This is a genomic window from Pseudoalteromonas piscicida, from assembly GCF_002744175.1.
In the GTDB taxonomy this organism is placed as follows: Bacteria; Pseudomonadota; Gammaproteobacteria; order Enterobacterales; family Alteromonadaceae; genus Pseudoalteromonas; species Pseudoalteromonas piscicida_B.
On record NZ_NKHF01000097.1, the window covers coordinates 1 to 19,171 of the forward strand.

Annotated in this window: 17 protein-coding genes; 9 read left to right on the top strand and 8 right to left on the bottom strand. The window is 42.1% G+C overall.

The features are described from left to right. Positions 1–935 precede the first annotated feature (935 nt). The 4 genes from CEX98_RS19245 to cmoA form a co-directional block, all read right to left on the bottom strand. Positions 936–1,484 (bottom strand): hypothetical protein, encoded by a 549-nt coding sequence (locus CEX98_RS19245; protein ID WP_099643622.1) that lies wholly within the window; start codon positions 1,482–1,484, stop codon positions 936–938. 8 nt (positions 1,485–1,492) lie between these two features. After that, positions 1,493–1,639 carry a hypothetical protein gene (locus CEX98_RS22945; protein ID WP_172439809.1) on the bottom strand — a complete coding sequence of 49 codons (147 nt, stop codon included), beginning with the start codon at positions 1,637–1,639 and terminating at the stop codon, positions 1,493–1,495. A gap of 393 nt (positions 1,640–2,032) precedes the next feature. Then, positions 2,033–3,001 carry a tRNA 5-methoxyuridine(34)/uridine 5-oxyacetic acid(34) synthase CmoB gene (gene cmoB, locus CEX98_RS19250; protein WP_099643623.1) on the bottom strand — a complete coding sequence of 323 codons (969 nt, stop codon included), beginning with the start codon at positions 2,999–3,001 and terminating at the stop codon, positions 2,033–2,035. An 8-nt stretch (positions 3,002–3,009) separates the two neighbouring features. Continuing rightward, the gene (cmoA, locus tag CEX98_RS19255; RefSeq protein ID WP_099643624.1) at positions 3,010–3,735 is read right to left on the bottom strand and encodes a carboxy-S-adenosyl-L-methionine synthase CmoA; all 726 of its coding nucleotides are present in this window, start codon (positions 3,733–3,735) and stop codon (positions 3,010–3,012) included. Between the two features lie 115 nt (positions 3,736–3,850). Here cmoA and CEX98_RS19260 point away from each other — a divergent pair, with 115 nt between their 5' ends. Beyond that, on the top strand, positions 3,851–4,528 hold the full coding sequence (locus CEX98_RS19260) for a DUF3334 family protein (protein WP_099643634.1): 678 nt from the start codon (positions 3,851–3,853) through the stop codon (positions 4,526–4,528). Positions 4,529–4,587: 59 nt separating this feature from the next. On the opposite strand, the gene CEX98_RS19265 is transcribed toward CEX98_RS19260, so the two are convergent. From CEX98_RS19265 to CEX98_RS23370, 3 genes are all read right to left on the bottom strand, one after another. Continuing rightward, positions 4,588–4,788: a hypothetical protein gene (locus tag CEX98_RS19265; RefSeq protein WP_099643625.1), complete on the bottom strand. Its 201-nt coding sequence runs from the start codon at positions 4,786–4,788 to the stop codon at positions 4,588–4,590. Positions 4,789–5,103: 315 nt separating this feature from the next. Next, the gene (locus CEX98_RS19270) at positions 5,104–7,665 is read right to left on the bottom strand and encodes a response regulator (protein WP_242441766.1); all 2,562 of its coding nucleotides are present in this window, start codon (positions 7,663–7,665) and stop codon (positions 5,104–5,106) included. Positions 7,666–7,745: 80 nt separating this feature from the next. Next, positions 7,746–8,828 carry a hypothetical protein gene (locus CEX98_RS23370; RefSeq protein WP_242441767.1) on the bottom strand — a complete coding sequence of 361 codons (1,083 nt, stop codon included), beginning with the start codon at positions 8,826–8,828 and terminating at the stop codon, positions 7,746–7,748. A gap of 105 nt (positions 8,829–8,933) precedes the next feature. Between CEX98_RS23370 and CEX98_RS19275 the strand changes: the two genes are divergently transcribed. The 8 genes from CEX98_RS19275 to CEX98_RS19310 all read left to right on the top strand — a co-directional run bounded on the left by CEX98_RS19275 (position 8,934) and on the right by CEX98_RS19310 (position 18,263). Next, a complete protein-coding gene (locus CEX98_RS19275; RefSeq protein ID WP_099643626.1) occupies positions 8,934–10,055 on the top strand; it encodes a response regulator in 1,122 nt (373 codons plus the stop codon). 414 nt (positions 10,056–10,469) lie between these two features. Beyond that, positions 10,470–11,312, top strand: a complete 843-nt coding sequence (locus CEX98_RS19280; protein ID WP_099643627.1) for an isopenicillin N synthase family dioxygenase — start codon at positions 10,470–10,472, stop codon at positions 11,310–11,312. A 320-nt stretch (positions 11,313–11,632) separates the two neighbouring features. Continuing rightward, on the top strand, positions 11,633–12,544 hold the full coding sequence (gene nagK, locus CEX98_RS19285) for an N-acetylglucosamine kinase (RefSeq protein WP_099643628.1): 912 nt from the start codon (positions 11,633–11,635) through the stop codon (positions 12,542–12,544). Next, entirely contained in the window at positions 12,544–13,668 is a 1,125-nt protein-coding gene (gene nagA, locus CEX98_RS19290; protein ID WP_099643629.1) for an N-acetylglucosamine-6-phosphate deacetylase, read from the top strand. Before nagK ends, nagA begins: the two co-directional genes overlap by 1 nt. A gap of 155 nt (positions 13,669–13,823) precedes the next feature. Continuing rightward, positions 13,824–14,957, top strand: a complete 1,134-nt coding sequence (gene nagX, locus CEX98_RS19295; RefSeq protein WP_099643630.1) for a transmembrane glucosamine N-acetyltransferase NagX — start codon at positions 13,824–13,826, stop codon at positions 14,955–14,957. 282 nt (positions 14,958–15,239) lie between these two features. Beyond that, positions 15,240–16,034, top strand: a complete 795-nt coding sequence (nagB, locus tag CEX98_RS19300) for a glucosamine-6-phosphate deaminase (RefSeq protein ID WP_099643631.1) — start codon at positions 15,240–15,242, stop codon at positions 16,032–16,034. Between the two features lie 145 nt (positions 16,035–16,179). Continuing rightward, entirely contained in the window at positions 16,180–17,082 is a 903-nt protein-coding gene (gene nudC, locus CEX98_RS19305) for an NAD(+) diphosphatase (RefSeq protein ID WP_099643632.1), read from the top strand. Positions 17,083–17,084: 2 nt separating this feature from the next. Continuing rightward, positions 17,085–18,263 (top strand): cystathionine beta-lyase, encoded by a 1,179-nt coding sequence (locus CEX98_RS19310; protein ID WP_099643633.1) that lies wholly within the window; start codon positions 17,085–17,087, stop codon positions 18,261–18,263. Positions 18,264–18,483: 220 nt separating this feature from the next. On the opposite strand, the gene CEX98_RS19315 is transcribed toward CEX98_RS19310, so the two are convergent. Further along, positions 18,484–18,960 carry a phage integrase N-terminal SAM-like domain-containing protein gene (locus CEX98_RS19315; protein WP_242441768.1) on the bottom strand — a complete coding sequence of 159 codons (477 nt, stop codon included), beginning with the start codon at positions 18,958–18,960 and terminating at the stop codon, positions 18,484–18,486. Positions 18,961–19,171 lie beyond the last annotated feature (211 nt).

Here is a 19,171-nt window from a genome sequence, read left to right on the forward strand (position 1 = left end):
AACACCTCGCGAGATAAACTCGCTCCCCACCACACCCTCAACATGCTAGGAGACGGTTCACCCGTCGATTTGTGTGCATACACACCCAGTCGAAGACGCCAAAGATCAAACAAACACCTCGCGAGGTAAACTCGCTCCTACCACACCCTCAGCATGGTAGGAGGTGGTTCACCCGCCGATTTGTGCATACACATTCGAGTCGAAGACGCTAAAGGCTAAACAAACACCTCGCGAGGTAAACTCGCTCCTACCACAGTCTCAACATGGTGGGAGGCATGATGCCGCGAGTGAAAACTGCGAAAATTAGAATTTTTATATAATTAAACACCCTTTCAGCATATCTGTTTCTAGGCTTGGAGTTTGTAATTAATATAAAAACTTTTGGAAATCTTTGGCAGTTTACATTGGTAAATAAAGCTACAACCTATTAGAAATTTAGCTTCTATAAACTTAAAAGAAATAGTACATAATGGGGACTGGCAAGACTAAATCAGAGTAGAACTTTCTCTACTCAACTCTTCGCTTCCTAGACACCTCATAGTGGCGAACTATTTTTAGCCCTGACTTTAAATCTACCTTTTGATAGGTGCTCTTATCAACAGTAAAAAGACTTTCTGTATTAAAAGTAGAAGCAACTTTGATAGTATGGGTAATTTTTCCTAGATCTTCGCCGACTTCAACCGAAAACTCTGATCTCTAGTCTTCCTTACCAACAACAGTCAAGATATATTGGCTTCGCAATCACATTGATTGAACTACAGATTGTCAAAATTGTGAGAAGGCTAAGAGCCTTAAGGTGTTGAGGATTGCAAAATTGTGTCAAATCTGACGCTGTAGTAGTTGGGGAATAACTTGAACTGCCACATTGACGAGGTGAGTTTGACAGTTCAAGTGGTTTTCACCAAGGTGATATGCTTTCCAATCTAACTTTGATGCTAACTCCATCTCTTGTTAGGGGATATCAATAACAACCGTGAAAGAGGGTACATTAATAGCAATCCAGCAGTAAGTGCATTGGTTAAAACTAACCCGTGGCTGTATATATGCTCAAGGAAGTTGGCTTCCAATACAACTCTGTCCACATATCTAGTTAATTGAAGTCCGATACTCACACCTGAAAAATAACATACGTATCGTGTTATACGAGCAAACTGGCAGTTTTTAATATCATGTAAACGCATGATCGCTACTACCGCCAAGAGGTCATGCAAACTAAAGTACGTGTAGTAAACTTGGCGTTTTGCCATGACCCCCATATCTGCATTGATAATCGCATCTGCAGCCAATCTTCCAAAAAAATGGAAAATAATAGAAATACATACCAGTATTAATAAGGAGCTTTCAACTTGGTCTCGAACGTCTTTACTTGGAGAGTCCTTTAACATTTTCAAAAATGGCTGCTTCGCAAAAAATACTAGCGCAAAGAGCGCCAGTATCTTACTTACGATCAAAGTCCAATCTATGGCAGCTATTACGGCGTTCATAATTCTTCCTAAATTTTTGACGTGTCGCCTTGTTTCTTGTATGGCATTGCTTCTTCTTGTTGCTGAGGTGGTTCAGTGCCGCCGCCGCCACCGCCAGCAGAACCGCCAAAAATTTGTTTTAATTTAGATTCTGGAATAGTGTTTATTGCTTTCATTTTATTTTTCTCCTTTTGTAAAAGAAGCTAAACATAGCGTTCTAGTAAGAGGGTTATACTTCATTTTCAATATCAGGTTAAAAATATTTGAGGCAAACCGAATACTTATCATGTTCTCGATATTAAAGTAGAAAGAGCTACAGTCCTTTGAACAACTAAAGTGTCAGCATAAATATTTAGTTGTATGTAACAATGTCAACGTTATGAATTTATAGCTGCAGTCATTAACGTTACTATAACATTGGTATTCGGAATTAGTACAGAATTATATTGAGATTAAGTGGGAATTTTTAAATTTAGTGCCTATTGGGAAGGTGAGAGTATGGATCATGATGATTCATAATCTCAGTGTGTTAGCCCGTAGCCTGAGGGCTAACACAAAAAAGCAAAAGTTTATGCTTTTGCAACAAAAATAGCACGCAGGGGAGCCGGGTAGCCCTCAATGGTTTTACTAGGATCGTTAGGGTCTAAGAAATCTGCTAAAGACTCTGTTTCCATCCAAGGTGTTTGACGTTGTTCATCCAGCGAAGTAACGTCTTTATTGACTACCTTTATATCTTTAAAGCCCACGCGTTCGAGCCATAAAGTTAATGCGTCACAACTTGGAATAAACCAGACATTACGCATTTTTGCATAGCGATCAGTAGGGACTAACACCGTATTGACGTCACCCTCTACCACTAGGGTTTCTAACACTAATTCACCACCTTTCCTGAGCTGTGATTTTAATTGTGCAAGGAAGTCGATTGGGGAGCGACGGTGGTATAATACGCCCATTGAAAAGACAGTATCAAAGGCTTTCAGCTCAGGGAGTTGCTCTACACCTAGTGGCAGTAAATGAACATTTGGATCTGGGTTAAAGTGCTTGATTGTTTGGAACTGGCACAAAAACAGATCAGATGGATCGATACCTACAACAAGCTCGGCCCCTTCACCGCGCATACGCCAAAGGTGATAACCTGAGCCACATCCAATATCTAAGACATTACGACCATGAAGCTCGCTAATATGTGGTAGGAGCCTGTCCCATTTCCAGTCGCTGCGCCATTCTGTATCTATATGTATGCCATGTAGATGAAATGGACCTTTACGCCATGGCATCATGCGCTTTAGTAAATGGGTTAACTGTTTTTGATGACCTTCACTGATATTCTCTCCCGTGCCAATCTCAACTTTTGTCTTGATATCTACATGAGAGGTGTCGAGCTCGGGTAAGTTCTTTATTACTTTTTCCCACTTTGGCCAGTCGCCATGTTGTGCTTCTTTTTGCCAATGGCTGAGCTGCGCGGGAAGGGTTTCTAGCCAATGGCTAAGTGGCGTTTTTGCTATGGTTGCATAAAAGTCAGTAAACCAATGATTCATAATTGCCTCTATTTTATTGCTACCATTGAGCAGAAGTTAAAACACTGATACCACACTTGGGTTTGGCTAAAACCTATTTCTTCTAACCTAGTTAAGTGGGTGCTTAGTGAGTCTGTACGCATGACGTTTTCAATTGCTGTACGCTTTTGGCTGATCTCTAACTCGGAATAACCATTATGTCGTTTGAAGTCATGGTGAAGGTCGACCAGTAGGTTATCTTTGGTGTCATTTTCGCCTCGAATTTTTTCACTCAATAGCAACACACCTCCTGGTTTTAGACCTTGGAAAATCTTTTCTAATATGGCTGCGCGATTCTCTGGTGGTATAAATTGCAAGGTGAAGTTCATTGCAACAACTGATGCGTTATTTATTTCTATATCGTTAATATCACCCAGAGTGACAGAGACAGGAACATCAGATTTAAATCCTTGCAAATGAAGCTTACAGCGTTCAACCATAGGCGCTGAATTATCTACGGCGATAATATGGCAGTTTTCTTTGTCTATGTTCCTACGCATACTCAGGGTGACAGCACCCAAAGAGCACCCCAAATCATATAGGTTTGAGTTGCTTTGCGCATAAGTGCCAGCCAATTTGCCCATAGTGCTCACTATAGTTGCGTAGCCAGGTACAGAACGCTGGATCATATCAGGGAATACTTCAACGACATTTGCGTCGAAAGTAAAGTCTTTTACTGCTTGCTCAGTGGCATAAATACTGTCTTTGCCCGTCACACTAAATCTCTCTTTGAAAATAATCTCGCTATTTTAGCATTTTATGCTGGATAGTCAGTGATAAATTCAGTAGCTTGGCTACTATTAATAATAAGAAGTAAATATGAGACAAAAAATGGCGAAAAACAAAGTGATTAGCACAGAAGATATTCTTTCAACGCTATGCCACTCAGTAACAGAAGTTCTGTCGTCGGCAAGCGGCAACCAAATAAGTTATTCTGCAATGGTGCAAAAGATAACTCGTACCTGCATGAGGCCGGACATCGGTTGTTTTGTATTATTCGATGGCGGATTTACTGGTTTGGTCGTGACCAACTTCACAGCACAAGCTGCGATGGAGGTGTACACAGACTATATGCGCAATATGGGCATGCCCGAAGACGAGATTGCCCACAGTCACCTGTCGGATGATGTTGCAAACGTATTAGGTGAATTGATGAACCAAATTGTTGGTGATTTTACCAATAAGGTGCGTGAACAGCTCCATACTTCAATAACGCAAAACCAACCTAAGATGATGGCGATTAACAAGCAGGTCCAGATCTCGGTAGATACTACCATGGATAGGCCGCAAGCTAGGCGCGTAACCTTTACCACGCAGGGCCAAAACATTTTTTATCTTGAACTTGCGATGGACAAAACTGAATTTATTAAATTACATGATTTTGATATCGCTGAGTCGGTGGATCCTGACGATATCATTGCCAGCCAGGCTGATAAGAAAAAGCCTGCAAAGCAAACGCAAGAAGAAGACGCTGCTGACGACGATTTTATGGATCAGCTCGGGTTATAAAGCGCGACTTCATAAAAATAAGGCCACATTAAACACAATGTGGCCTTATTACTTATATGTTAGTAACAAGTATAAGTTTGTGTACCGCAGTTTGGCGCGATAGAGTCACAACCTTCGCTTGCGCAGTTAATATCAGTTTTACAATATTGGCGAGCCGTTGGAATAAAACCGCCGGCAACGTTTGGAGTCATTTCGTCAGCGATGACATTTTTGTCTTTTGATAGCGCCTTTAGTTGAGTTTTTTTAAGTTGTAGTTTCATTATTATGTTTCCTTATCATTATTGTGTTGATGCAATATTATTAACAGTTTGTTTTTATTGTGTCAAACATGTGTGTCTTTCTTTTTAACAGCGGTGAAGGTTTTTCTATTGAGCCATTAGCTACTTAGGCAAGACTTTAAAAGGATTTACTGCATGAAAAGGGAAGTATGGACCTCTTTGCTATTGCTTGTTTATGAATGGATGTAATATCAATTGAGTTCAGTTGGTATAAGATTTTTGTATACAGCCTTTTGGTAACATAACTTAGAACAGGTTATTGCTGATTGGTTATTTTGTCGTTGGTCAAGCTGCTTGTTAGTGCATTGCGCCTTTGCTGGCATTTAGTTCGGGAGCTTCTTCCACATGCTTGATAGAAGTGAGCATCATATAGGCTTCATTAAATTCGAATCGCGCGACAGCTGTTTTAAGTTTTTGCAACTCCACTTCGGTTAAATAACTGCTCACTGAAATAGACTCAACTAACTCAGTTGCTTGAGTGTCGTAGTCTCTAAGCGCGCATGCGAGATTAATGAGCTCTTCTAGGGGCGTGTTTTGAGTTACAGCATCATATTGCTCGGTCGTTTCTAACTGCTTTGCTTCATCTCTTTTCCGGCGTTTCTGGCATTGCTCTAGTGCATATTTAACATATTTTATTAATTCATCAATCTCACCAGCGTTAGGTGGTCGAGTATTAAGGGACTCCTCAATACTTTTGAACTCATCCGCAAGTTTGATGATAGATAAATTCGCACTTGCTCCTTTTAATGCGTGCAGCATGCTTTGCGCCAGCTCGTAGTTATCTATGGCTAAGGCTTGTTTTAAATTAATCAGCTCCTCAATTTGCTGTGCAAGGAACTTTTCCAAAATATCAAAATACACTTTGTGATTGCCTGCAGCTCTTGCTACTCCCTCAGCAATATCTATTCCTTCGAATTCGATAATCTCATCATTTGTTTGTGTCTGTATTGTTGGTGATTCGACCGCTTTATGAACTTGTGTGTCTGGTGCCGTAGCGATTTGATCAACATGTTTTAAAATGCACTTAACCAGCTGCTCCACGTCGATAGGTTTAGTAACATGGTCGTTCATGCCTGCATCAATGCAGGTTTGTATATCTTCTTCCATAGCGTTTGCTGTCATGGCTAATATAGGCAGGGTATTTTTGTCAAACGAGGCTCTAAGCTTTTGAGTTGCTGTGATCCCATCCATCACAGGCATTTGCATATCCATTAACACAATATCAATAGCCTTATTATTCACTTGTTCAATTGCCTCCTCTCCGTTATCAGCAACCAACACATCAGCACCAAAACTCGATAAAATTTCTACGGCTATTTCTTGATTTACCGGTTGATCTTCTGCAACGAGAATGGCAATGCCATTAAGTGCTTGACGACTAATGGCTAAATCTTGCTTACATAAAGTTGCTCTAGGTTCTGGGGAGTCGAACCAAGCACTTTGGATTACATCAACTAAATTTGACGGATTGATGGGTTTTAGTAGCACACCATCAATAATGTCGGCTTGAGCTTCGGTTAGGTTTAGCTCGCGACCATAAGCTGTGACCAGAACAAACTTACTTTGTTTGATCTCTAGCTGAGTGCGAAGTTTACTAATTAACTCTAGACCATCAATTTTTGGCATATGCCAATCGACAAACACTAAGTCGGGCAGTTCTTGCGTAAGCACAAATTGGTTTAGTGCTTTATGAGGATCTAAGTAGGAATTAACACGCATGCCAAAATTTGTGAGCATGCCGCTCAGCACATCTAGGGCGTGTTGGTTATCATCAATAATTGTTGCGCTTAGATCTGATAGGTAATGAGATACATCTTTTACTTGGCTGAGCTCATCACTCACTTCCATTTCAAGTGTAAAATAAAACTCTGAACCAACATTTTCCTCGCTTTCAACATAGATTTCTCCGCCCATCAACTTGATTAATTGTTGTGAAATGGTGAGGCCAAGCCCTGTACCACCGTACTTTCTGGTGATGGAATTATCGGCTTGGGAAAAAGATTGGAATAGGTTTTTTTGTTGCCGTTTATTCATGCCAATACCAGAGTCTTTAACACTGAATTTTATTTTGGCAATACCCTCATTGTTATTCACTAATGATAGGCGAACCACGACTTCGCCGTTTTCAGTGAATTTTACAGCGTTACCGGCCAAATTGATCAGCACTTGGCTTATTCTAAATTGATCACCTACGACGCAGTAAGGGACATTGGGATCAATATCGAATACTAGCTCTAACTGCTTTTCTTGCGCTTTGACACTGACGATTGTTGCCACATTATCGAGTAGCTTTTCAGTAGAAAATGCTTGATATTCTAGCTCAATTTTACCGGCTTCAATTTTTGAGAAATCTAGAATATCGTTAATAAGCCTAAGTAGCTGCTTGGCGGCTGAATCTATTTTCGATACGTAATCATGTTGCTTGGCAGTTAATTCTGTTGCGAGCGTTAAATGTGACATACCAATAATGGCATTCATGGGCGTTCTGATCTCATGACTCATATTGGCAAGAAATTCACTTTTGGTTTTAGCAGAGTTTTGCGCGAGGTCTTTTGCTTCAACGAGCTCTCGTTGCAACTGGTTGCGTTCAGTGACGTCTAAGTACATGCCAACAATACCGACGACTGCTCCGTTTTCATTGAAAAAAGGTGCCTCATAGACAATTAATTCTCTAGCCTGTTCTTGCCCATCTAACAGTAGCACTTCGTAAGTTTGTTCTTGAGTTGAAGCAATGATCTCATCAGCCTTAGATTCAAAAAGGCTGGCAATACCCAAATCAAATACTTCATCAAGTTTGGCTCCAATAACATCCACTTCAAACTGGTCGAGGAGTGTTAAAAAGGACTTGTTAACGCCCATAAATACCCCGTCGGTTGAACGGTAATAGGTGGGGTTTGGGATAGCATTGATAATATGATGAGTGAGTTCTAATTGTTCGCTCAGAGCGGATTCAGTTTTTTGTTGCTTTTCAATATTTTCATTGATGCTAGCGCAAGGCTGAGGTCTTTACACAGATATTCAAGCGCCTCAAATTGACTCTCGATTAAACGTTGTGCGCTACCGACGAACAGCACATATACCACATTGTTATTGATAGCGAGTGGAAAGTAATAGCGCGATTGTAGTTTAATCTCAATGTCTTGGTCTTTTAACCAAAGTGGATCTGATTGTATTTGTGGCGTGTTGAGTTTTGCACTTTGTTGGATGTAAGAGCCTAAGATTGACTCACTCAGGCTCACGCCCAAACCACTCACGAACAAAAAGGAGTCGTCTTCTTGATGTGCATGTAAGGAGACGCTAGGCGCATTGAATTCATTTGCGATAAATTCAAGCGCATGCTTTACAATAAGTTCAGAACCTGTAATAGATTTGAGTTCTCGATTATACCTTTCGATGATTGCGGCAGATGCCAATTTCTGGCTTTGTGATGCTGTGGCCTCTTGGATGGCGCTAATCAAACGTTTTACATCGGCATCGCTAGTGGTCGCTGTTAACTCAAGCGTTCCGTTGTGTTGAGCTTGGTTGCGTAATTTATTAATGATGCGGTACATGGGCGAGAAATGTTTTGTTCTCATGAACCAAACATAAAAGATTAAAAATAAGGTTAACAAACCAAAGGCGAATCCGGTAAACAGCAAAATTTGTACTTGTTCGTTACTACTGTGTTCTAGTTCTGAGTTGGCGAATATTGGAAGCTGACTAATGGACAGCTGGTAACTGTTTGGCAAACTTGGATCGGTGGCTATATTTTCAGTAAATTGTGACTTCAAATGCATTTGCGCGTCAAAAATTTGTTTTAATGGTAGCGGTAAATGCTGCTGTGCGGGGTGGAGCGATGCTAGATATCTTGGGTCTTTGTCCTTTACGTACATTTCTAATGAAAGATGGTTTTGATACGCCGTATTGATGTCAGCGGCAAGTGTACTGTGTGTGGTAGCAGAGTAGTAGATTAAAGTTGCGCTACTAAGCGCAGTTAACAAGGCGAGCAGTGCGATCCAACTTAGTAATGCTTTTGAGGACATAAGTTATTATTAACGCGTGAAATTTATATTTAAACATAGTCGCGATACATAATTTCTCAAGCTATGCTGTAAAAAGTATGAAATTAAGGAAAAGAGTAGCGTTGAATGTCCGATATCTTGATTGTTGACGATATGCCTGAAAACCTTCAAGTTCTTCAGCTCATACTTCGAAAAGAAGGTTTTAAAGTGCTGGCGGCCCGTGGCGGGGATATTGCGCTAGGCATCGTAAAGAAACAGCAACCTGAATTGATAATAACCGACATCAAAATGCCTAATATGTCGGGTATAGAGCTTTGTAAGGTACTTAAGTCTGAGAATACCACCGCGAGTATTCCGGTTATTTTTGTCAGTGCCTATGAGGATAGTGAGAGTTTAGTGCAGGCGCTTGAAGTGGGCGGTGTTGACTACATTACAAAACCTTATAAACCCAGTGAAATCATTGCCAGAGTGAATACTCAGTTTAAACTTATTGAAGCGCAAAAAATAGCGGTGAAACAACAGCTATCAAAAGCAATCAATCAAATGGTAATGGGAATTGCACATGAAATAAATACTCCTCTAGGAACCAGTATCACCTCAAACACCTACTTAGAAGAGGTGATGCAAACACTGCAAAAGGACCTCGCTTCAGGGACGTTAACACAAGACGGTTTGGTGACTGGCTTTGCTCAAATAAAAGACAGTAGTGCGCTTTGCAGTCGAAACCTTGAAAAAGTAGCCAAATTTGTGAGTCTGCTTAAGTCGGTATCACAGTCGGAACGTGATAGTTGCCGTTCGTTAATCAAGCTTAAAGAAATAGAATCCAGACTTAAAAAAGACTTCACAAAACAAGATGTACAACTCCAAGTGATTGGCAACACCGAAACTGAACTGTACGTTGATGGCCAAGCGCTTCTGGAAGTCTTATCCAACTTGATTGAAAATTCATTGGTGCATGCATGGATAGATCACCAATACCTAGTGAACATCACATTTATTCAAGCGGGTAACAATTTACATATTAACTATGTAGATAATGGCATAGGGCTTCAAGGCATAACAACGCAAGAGTTACTTAAGCCGTTCCTCACTACAAAAAGGGGGAATGCTGGTCACGTTGGACTGAGTGCAAACTTGACCGCAAACTTGATTTCTGGCGCATTAAACGGAGAGTTTAGTGTGAAAAATACGCAACAAGGATTAGAGTGGGACATACAAATCCCAATCGATGCACATGAGGGCAGTTGATCTGCATCAAAATAGAGGAGCTCGATTAATAAAAGCGGACATAAGTCCTTATGTCATGAGCGCTAATTCAATAAGCTCGCTCGCTGTTAAAACGTAATCTAGAAAAGTAGTTTGCTGAGCTTGTATTTAGCGGTGCTTTTTTAGAATTATCGACAACACGATCGTATAAGGGCTTTTTAGCCTTTGCTGTTGCTGTTTTATAGATAAATAGACGCTGGTTTATATTTATCTTTTAAAAACAAACCCCTAGGTTAACAGACCCGATAACATACGCCTTACCTTCTACTAGGTACGCAGTGTTGAGATGACACGGGAAGTGCGTTATTGACCTCAATGTGCAATACCATTTTGGCCTGATATTTGGCTAATTTGAGGGAATAACCATGAATTACTAATAATTTTGGTGGAACCATTATGCAACAGTTACCTACCGTAGACTATCAATCGCCAAATGCTGCGAAAGAATTTGTAGAGTCGTTAAGAAACACTGGATTCGGTGTGTTAAAAAATCATCCAATCCCACAAGCGTTGGTTGAATCTATCTACAAAAATTGGCAAGAATTTTTTAATTCAGAAGAAAAACACGAGTTTCTTTTCAATAAAGAAACCCAAGATGGCTATTTTCCACCTTCAGTATCTGAAGTTGCAAAAGGCTTTACCGTTAAAGATATCAAAGAATACTTTCACGTTTATCCAAAGGGTCGGGTGCCTGCACAGTTAGATGCAGAAATTCGCGAATATTACCGTCTTGCAAGCGAGTTTGCTCAAGAGTTATTAAGCTGGGTACAGTCAGAAGCGCCTGAAGACGTGAGAGCAAAGTTTTCTATCGATCTTAAAGACATGATCAAAGAATCAGAGCAAACGTTACTGCGTATTCTTCACTACCCACCGATGACCGGTGATGAAGAGCCTGGCGCAATTCGTGCTGCTGCACATGGCGATATCAACTTATTGACAGTATTACCCGCAGCAAATGAGCCAGGCCTGCAAGTACAGAGACAAGATGGTAGCTGGTTAGATGTGCCATGTGATTTTGGTTCGCTCATCATTAACATTGGCGATATGTTGCAAGAGGCATCTGGGGGATACTTTCCTTCAACGATCCATCGTGTAATTAACCCAACGGGTAAGGCATCAACGAAATCTCGTATTTCATTGCCATTATTCTTGCACCCAAGACCAGATGTTGTGCTTTCTGAGCGTTACACTGCAGATAGCTACTTACAAGAACGCTTAAGAGAATTGGGCGTTAAGTAAGCTAGGATTAAGTTCACGAACAATCTTAGTAAAAAGCGTAAATTGATAAAGCGACTTAATGTTACATTAAGTCGCTTTTTTATTTTATTCAATGTGTTAGGTGTTATCTGAGCACTTGTAGTTTGATCATTATTGCAATTTGTCACTGACAATTCTCATAAACTATGCAATATTAGTTTTTTTCAAAATGAAGAAATTTCTTGAAAAAAATAATGACAACGCTGTCATTTGTTGTGTAACATCAATTCAACATGAATGAAGAACCGTGTCCAACGAAAACAATAACGCGGTGTAATCCAGAATAAAGTAGGGGTCTTTATATGATGGCTAAACAGGTTGACCAAGACCAACTATACATCGGCGTCGATGGTGGTGGAACAAAATGCCGTGCAACAATTTATTCTCTTAAACATGGCGTTTTGGGTACAGGTCTAGGCGGCCCTGCAAATCCCTTACATGGATTAGAGCGCACGCTTGAATCAATCATGGTGTCGACGCAAATGGCCCTGCAAGACGCGGGTCTACGTGTTGAACAGGTTCACGATTTAAATGCAGGCCTTGGTCTAGCGGGTGTAAATTTACCGGTTTTATATGACAAAATTATGCAATGGGAGCATCCATTCAAGCAGATGTTTCTCACTACCGATCTGCACACCGCATGTATCGGTGCTCACGAGGGCAGCGATGGTGCGGTAATTATAACGGGTACAGGATCGTGTGGATTTGCATTAGTAGACGGTAAAACGGTGAATTATGGTGGTCATGGTTTTGCACAAGGTGATATGGGAAGTGGTGCATGGATGGGGCTTGAAGCCGTAAAGTCGGCACTGCTAGACCTCGACGGGTTAGGCGAAAATACTACGCTGAGCCAAGTATTATTAGATCATTTTAGCGCCAAAGATGCGATGGGGATCGCTGAGCAAATGGCAGGGCAACCTTCCAGCGGTTATGCCAAGTTAGCACGCTATGTTTTCGAACAAGCAAAACAAGATGACCAAGTTGCGTTGGCTATCGTGCAATCTGGTGCTGATTACATCAGTCGTCTAGCAAAAAGGTTATTGGCGCTCAATCCACCTAGGTTATCAATGATTGGCGGCTTATCTGAGCCGTTACAAGCATGGCTTGACCCTGAAATAGCCAAGCAAGTCCAACTACCCAAGCAGCCACCAGAAATGGGGGCCATTTACTTTGCTATTCAAAGTGCTGGTCAAGAATTAAAGAAGGCGAACTAATGACAACTCAATGTTACTTTGCTCCTAAGTTATTTGATGGTGAAAATTTTAAACAGGATGTTTTTTTCACAGTCGAAGCGGGTCAGATCCAGTACATCACAGAATCACAAGCCATAAATGTGGAAAAACTCTCAGGGCTGGTTGCACCAGGTTTTATTGACGTGCAGGTGAACGGAGGGGGCGGCGCATTTTTTAATGCAGAGCAGTCAACAGCTTGTTTGGCGACTATGGTGAGCGCGCACAGCCAATTTGGCTCAACAGGACTCATGCCGACATTGATCACAGACCGCATTGAAGTGATGCAACAAGCGGCAGAGGCAACGGCTGAGGCAATTGCTTCAAAGCAGCAAGGTGTACTTGGCATTCATTTTGAAGGTCCTCACTTATCCCACCCCAAAAAAGGCACACACAGTGAGAAGTTCATCCGTCCTATTTCAGAAGAAGAATTTGCCATATATGGACGTCAAGATTTAGGTATAAAAATGGTCACTTTGGCACCAGAAACCGTGCCGCTCGGTGATATTGAGCGGCTGCTTTCGCTTGGGGTTAAAGTGTGTATCGGTCACTCCAATGCAGACTACGACACAGCGAATGCAGCATTGAATGCAGGTGTGGATGGATTTACTCACTTGTTTAACGCGATGTCGCCATTTACCTCTCGTGAGCCTGGCGTTGTAGGTGCTGCCCTTTGGCATGACAATAGCTGGTGTGGCTTAATTGTTGATGGCCATCACGTACACCCGCTGTCAGCGCAGTTAGCTATTCGAACAAAGCAGCGTGGCAAGGTGATGTTAGTTACCGACGCTATGCCCCCAGTTGGCACCGACGATACTGAGTTTGATTTTTTTGATGGTAGAAAGGTCATTCGTACAGGCGATAGATTAAATTCGACCACAGGTGAACTGGCGGGAAGTGTGCTGGATATGGCCAGTGCGGTAAGAAATACCGTTAATACATTGAATATTAGCCTTGCAGAGAGCTTACGTATGGCAGCGCTATATCCTGCGCAATATCTCGGTTTGTCGCAAAAAGGGCATTTAAGAGCAGGTGCTGATGCTGATTTTGTGGTGCTGGATAACGAGCTCTATGTTTCCCAAACCTATATTGGCGGACAAAAGCGCTAACGAAAACAGCTGAGCAAATTTGAAAAACTTTCCCTGGTAAGACCCCGCAGCTGTATCGCGGGGCTTTGTTTTTTATAACCCACTCGAGCATAGTACTGGAAAAGGGTTAACAAGTAGTAATTCGAAGCTAATGACTTTTACGCGGGTAAATAACAATGACAACAAATAACAAACCAAAGCGACTCGCCTCTTTAGATGCGTTACGCGGCATGGATATGTTTTGGATTTTAGGTGGCCAGTCTATTTTTGCTGCGCTGTTTGTACTTACAGGTTGGCAAGGCTGGAAGGCGTTTGAAGCACATACTGTGCATAGCCCTTGGCATGGCTTTACCTTTTATGACCTAATTTTTCCATTATTCATTTTCTTATCGGGTGTGGCGATGGGGTTGTCGCCTAAGCGTATCGATCATTTACCCTTTGATGAGCGTAAGCCTTTTTATCTCAAAGCACTGAAGCGACTTTTGTTATTATGTGCGTTCGGTGTGTTATACAACCACGGTTGGGGAACTGGGATCCCAATGGATCCAGAAGGTGTTCGCTATGCTAGTGTGTTAGGTCGTATTGCGTTTGCTTGGTTCTTTTGTGCTTTGCTCGTTTGGCACACCAGCTTGCGAACCTTAGCCTACGTTGGGGTTGGGATCTTGCTTTTCTATTGGTTATTACTGTGCTTTATTCCCGTACCTGGTGGACAGGCTGGGGACTTAAGTGCAAACGGTGTCGGTAGCTGGAATGCATTTATCGACACCTATTTATTGCCGGGGATCAGCTATCAAAATCGTCCTGTGGATCCTGAGGGAGTACTGTCTAGTTTACCCGCAATTGTCAATGCGATAGCGGGGGTATTTGCAGGGCGAACAATTGCAAAGGCACAAGAGCAAGGAGAGTGGAAAACGGTGGGCATACTGGCGGGAGCAGGTTGCTTGTCACTGGCGTTAGGTTGGTTGTGGGACCTTCAGTTTCCGGTTAATAAAGAGCTTTGGACAAGTTCATTTGTGCTAGTAACGGTAGGCTGGAGCGCGATTTTACTTGCGGTATTTTACGCGGTGGTAGATGTGTTAGGCTTCCAGCGTTGGGCATATCCATTTGTTATTATTGGCGCTAATTCAATTATTATCTATTTGGCTTCAAGCTTGGTGAATTGGACATTCATTAGTAAAAGTGTTTTTGGCGGCGTGATTGCCGCTGTACCCGCAGATGGGCAGCCGCTCATGGCCGTTATTGCGTTACTGGTTGTACAACTTTTAGTGCTGCACTGGATGTATAAACGGCGTATTTTTGTAAGCGTGTAATACTTATCCCAAGTTCAGGTTACTTATAAGTCTTTTGTTAAAAAGCCCACAACTGTGGGCTTTTTAACGCCTTTCGATTATATAGCGTAAAAAATATCCATATTTTTTTTCACTTTTGCTTTACAAGCGCATTATTTCTGATAATAATGACAGCGTTGTCATAATGGTAATAACCTAACGTTGTGTATCCCAATTAGGTTAGATCTGGCCTTGCTTTGATTGCACGCGAAGCAAGGTTCAGATCCCATTTTATTCTAATCATCTCAACATTTGGTTAATCGTATGCAAGTAGTCATTTTAAAAGACGCTGCCGAAGTCGCAGCATATGGTGCAGACATTTTTACAACGCAATTAAAGCGCAAAGCTAACTCTGTGTTGGGATTAGCGACGGGCTCAACGCCAGTTGCTTTGTATCAAGAGCTTATTAAACGTAATCAAGCAAACGAAATCAGTTTTGCCGAAGTTACTAGTTTTAACTTAGACGAATATTTAGGGTTAGATGGCTCGCACCCACAAAGTTACCGTTACTTTATGCAGCAGCAGCTATTTGATCATATCGATATTAAAAAGAATAATACGCATGTACCTCCGGGTGATGCAAAAAATCCAATTACGGCGTGTGGAGAATATGAAGCACGTATTAAAGCCGCTGGTGGTATCGATGTACAACTACTCGGTATTGGCAGAAATGGCCATATTGGCTTTAACGAACCGTCTTCTGGGTTAACGTCACGCACTCGGGTAAAGACCCTAACAAAAGCAACGATTGATGATAATGCCCGCTTTTTTAAAGCAGACGAGTATCAACCTCACCTATCTATTACAATGGGGATTGGCACGATTTTAGATGCAAATAAGGTGGTACTGTTGGCCACGGGTGAAAACAAAGCTGAAGCCGTCGCGGCGATGGTGGAAGGCCCGCTAACTGCGGCATGTCCAGCTTCTGCGCTACAACTGCACCGCGATGCGGTTATCGTCATCGACGAAGCAGCGGCATCTAAATTGAAAGATATTGAGTTTTACAAACATATCGAAAACGAAAACCAAAAGCTATTGGACTATCTTGCCTCTCTGTAGTGTGAGATCACACTGTAGTTTCAAAGCCCATTTATGGGCTTTTTTTTTGCCTGTACCTTTACGCTGTGATAGGTTTAAGGTCTCGCCGAGGTGGCTAGGTTGTTCCAAAATATGAGGGAATAGGGGCTTGCTGTATTACACTCAAATGACGTTAGACAGAGCATCTAACGAACGAAAAGATCCAAACTGGTTGTTATCTCAAATGGGCGACAAAAGTCGCTGGTTGCTGATCCAAGACGATGCAAATTTAGTCAGCATTCAAAAGAACGAATTACACTACCTTTCGCGTACAGAAGTTGCCGACCTAGCACTTCAAGATGCCATTTTTCTGGGCCGTGATGATGAGCACAGTTATTTTGCGCTCGATGTTTCTGCGCAGCGTGACAAGCTGTCTTTTATTGCGCCTGATTGTGAATTTATCGATATGAGAAAAGTCGGCCGCAATTTACCTCGACAACAAGGCTCTATCGGTGTACTCGCAAGAGGGCTTTGTTATTGGCATAAAACCCATTGTTTTTGTGGCCGCTGCGGTCAACCGAATAAAATGGCCGAAGCGGGGCATTCAAGACGTTGTACTAACTCTGAGTGTCGCCATATGACGTTTCCACGCACCGATCCCGCCGTGATTATGCTTGTGACTCATGTTTTTCCTGATGGCGTAGAGCGATGCTTGCTTGGACGACAGGCAAGTTGGCCCGAAGGTGTGTTTTCAACACTCGCAGGCTTTGTTGACCCAGGGGAGTCTTTAGAACAGGCGGTGGTACGGGAAGTGATGGAAGAGGCCGGTGTTGAAGCCTACGACGCCACTTATATTGCGTCGCAACCTTGGCCATTTCCGTCGTCGTTAATGCTTGGCTTTACCGCGAAAGCGAAAACCACCGAGATTTTTGTTGAGCAAGACGAGCTTGAGCAAGCAAAGTGGTTTTCGCGGGCAGACCTTAATACATTTGCAGAATGGGGCGATACTGAGCCCGGTTTTAAACTCACCAGAGAAGACTCTATCTCCAGATATTTAGTTGAGCACTGGCGGGCACAATCAGAAGAGTAATTATGAAAAAGCATACTAAAATTGTTTCTGCTGGACGAAAAGCAGAGTACACCAAAGGGGTTGTAAACCCAGTAGTTCAACGCGCCTCGACGGTCGTATTTGAGAGCGTGGCAGAGATGCAAGAAGCTATTAAAGGCCGAAGTCATCGTACATTGTTTTATGGCCGCCGCGGCACCAATACGCATTTTGCATTACAAGATGCCATTACCGAACTTGAAAATGGCGCGGGCTGTGCGCTTTATCCTTCAGGGGCGGCCGCTATTGCACAGTCTTTACTGGCTTTCTTAAAAGCAGGTGACCATCTATTGATGGTAGATACCGCATACGAACCAACGAGGGATCTTTGCGATAAGCTATTAAGAGGCTACGGTATAGAGACAACCTATTATGATCCTATGATTGGCGCTGATATTGATGCGTTGATCCAAGACAACACCAAAGTACTGTTCTTGGAATCCCCAGGTTCAATCACCATGGAAGTACAAGACGTGCCTGCTATGGTCGAGGTAGCAAAGCGCCGTGGTCTTATTACTATGCTCGACAACACTTGGGGCAATGGCTGGCAGTTTCGACCATTAGACCATGGTGTGGATATCAGCATTCAAGCGGCAACCAAGTATATTGTTGGTCATTCTGACGTCATGATGGGGGTTGCGGTTGCAAATGAGCGCTATTGGCCTGAACTTAGAGAGCATTCGTATTTGCTTGGTCAATGCACTTCCGCTGACGACGCTTATTTAGCGTTACGTGGATTACGCACTATGCCTGCGAGATTAAAACAGCACGAGCAATCAGCAATTACGGTAGCCAAATGGCTAGAAGCACACCCGCTTGTGGATCACGTTAGACACCCAGCTTTTGAAACTTGTCCAGGTCATGAGTTCTTCAAGCGCGATTTTGACGGTAGCAATGGCCTATTTTCAATCGTAATGAAAGAGGGTAATCAAAAGGCGATTAACCGTTTCTTAGACGCCTTATCTCATTTTAAAATGGGTTTCTCATGGGGTGGGTTTGAGAGTTTAGTCACAGCCAACAAAACCATGGAGCATTTGCGATCAACCACAGGTTGGGCACTTGGCCCCGTGATCCGCCTTCATATTGGTCTTGAAGACGTAGAAGACTTGATAGAAGATTTAGAGCACGCACTTAAGGTCTACGAACAAAACCTCGGTAAATCTTAAAACCAACTACAGACTTGTTTGATCGTTGCGTCGTGTTTTGGTTTGAACACAGCGCAACGTCTCAAAACCACTTGTGCGAGCTCCTTGGTTTGGTGTGTTTTTATTTTTCTAAAGTATCTTGCCTTCAGCCTACAAATATTTCCTTTTACAATTTATTTCTAACTAATTGAAAAGTAAATATTTTAATTTTATTAAGTTGGTTTCGTTTAGTTTTTCCTTTTCAGATCCGAATGCACTTGTAGTCAAAGTCAATATCCTGAACTCGGAGTTGCACAGCTTCCATTACACGTAAGCCGCTACCATACATTAAACCTGAAATTAAATAATATCGTTTACTTAAAAACGACATGAGACGTTTAACCTCCTCGGGGGTCATAACAATTGGCAACTTAGATTGGCGTTTGCTTCTGACAAACGTTAGATTAGGACACAAATCCTGTTTAATTATTTGTTTATACAGAAAAGATAATGCATTTAACGCTGTCGCTTGTGTTTTAGGCGACACATTACATTTAAGAACAAGGTAGTCGAGATATTCGACAACCTCGTTATCACCCATTGAAGCTGGGTGACGCTTATCATGAAAATGAATATAGGAAGAAATCCACTTAAGATATGTATCAACCGTTCTGAGCGAATATTGCTTAGTCAGCATAAACTCACCGATGTGGTTTAGAAATGGTGAACGCGTTCTCATTGAGCTAATCCTTATATCTCTGTGTTTATATACAGTATTGTTGTGTTTCTCCTATAGTCAAGAAAACGACCCATTGGGTCGTTTTTGCCGTGTACAAGTTCAGAGCAATGCAGCGTAACTTCAATGCTGGTAAATACTTCCTAAATTTGCTATTACTGGTCATAGGACAAAAGCGAGACAGATTGTGGCAGACAAACGACCCAATCGCTCT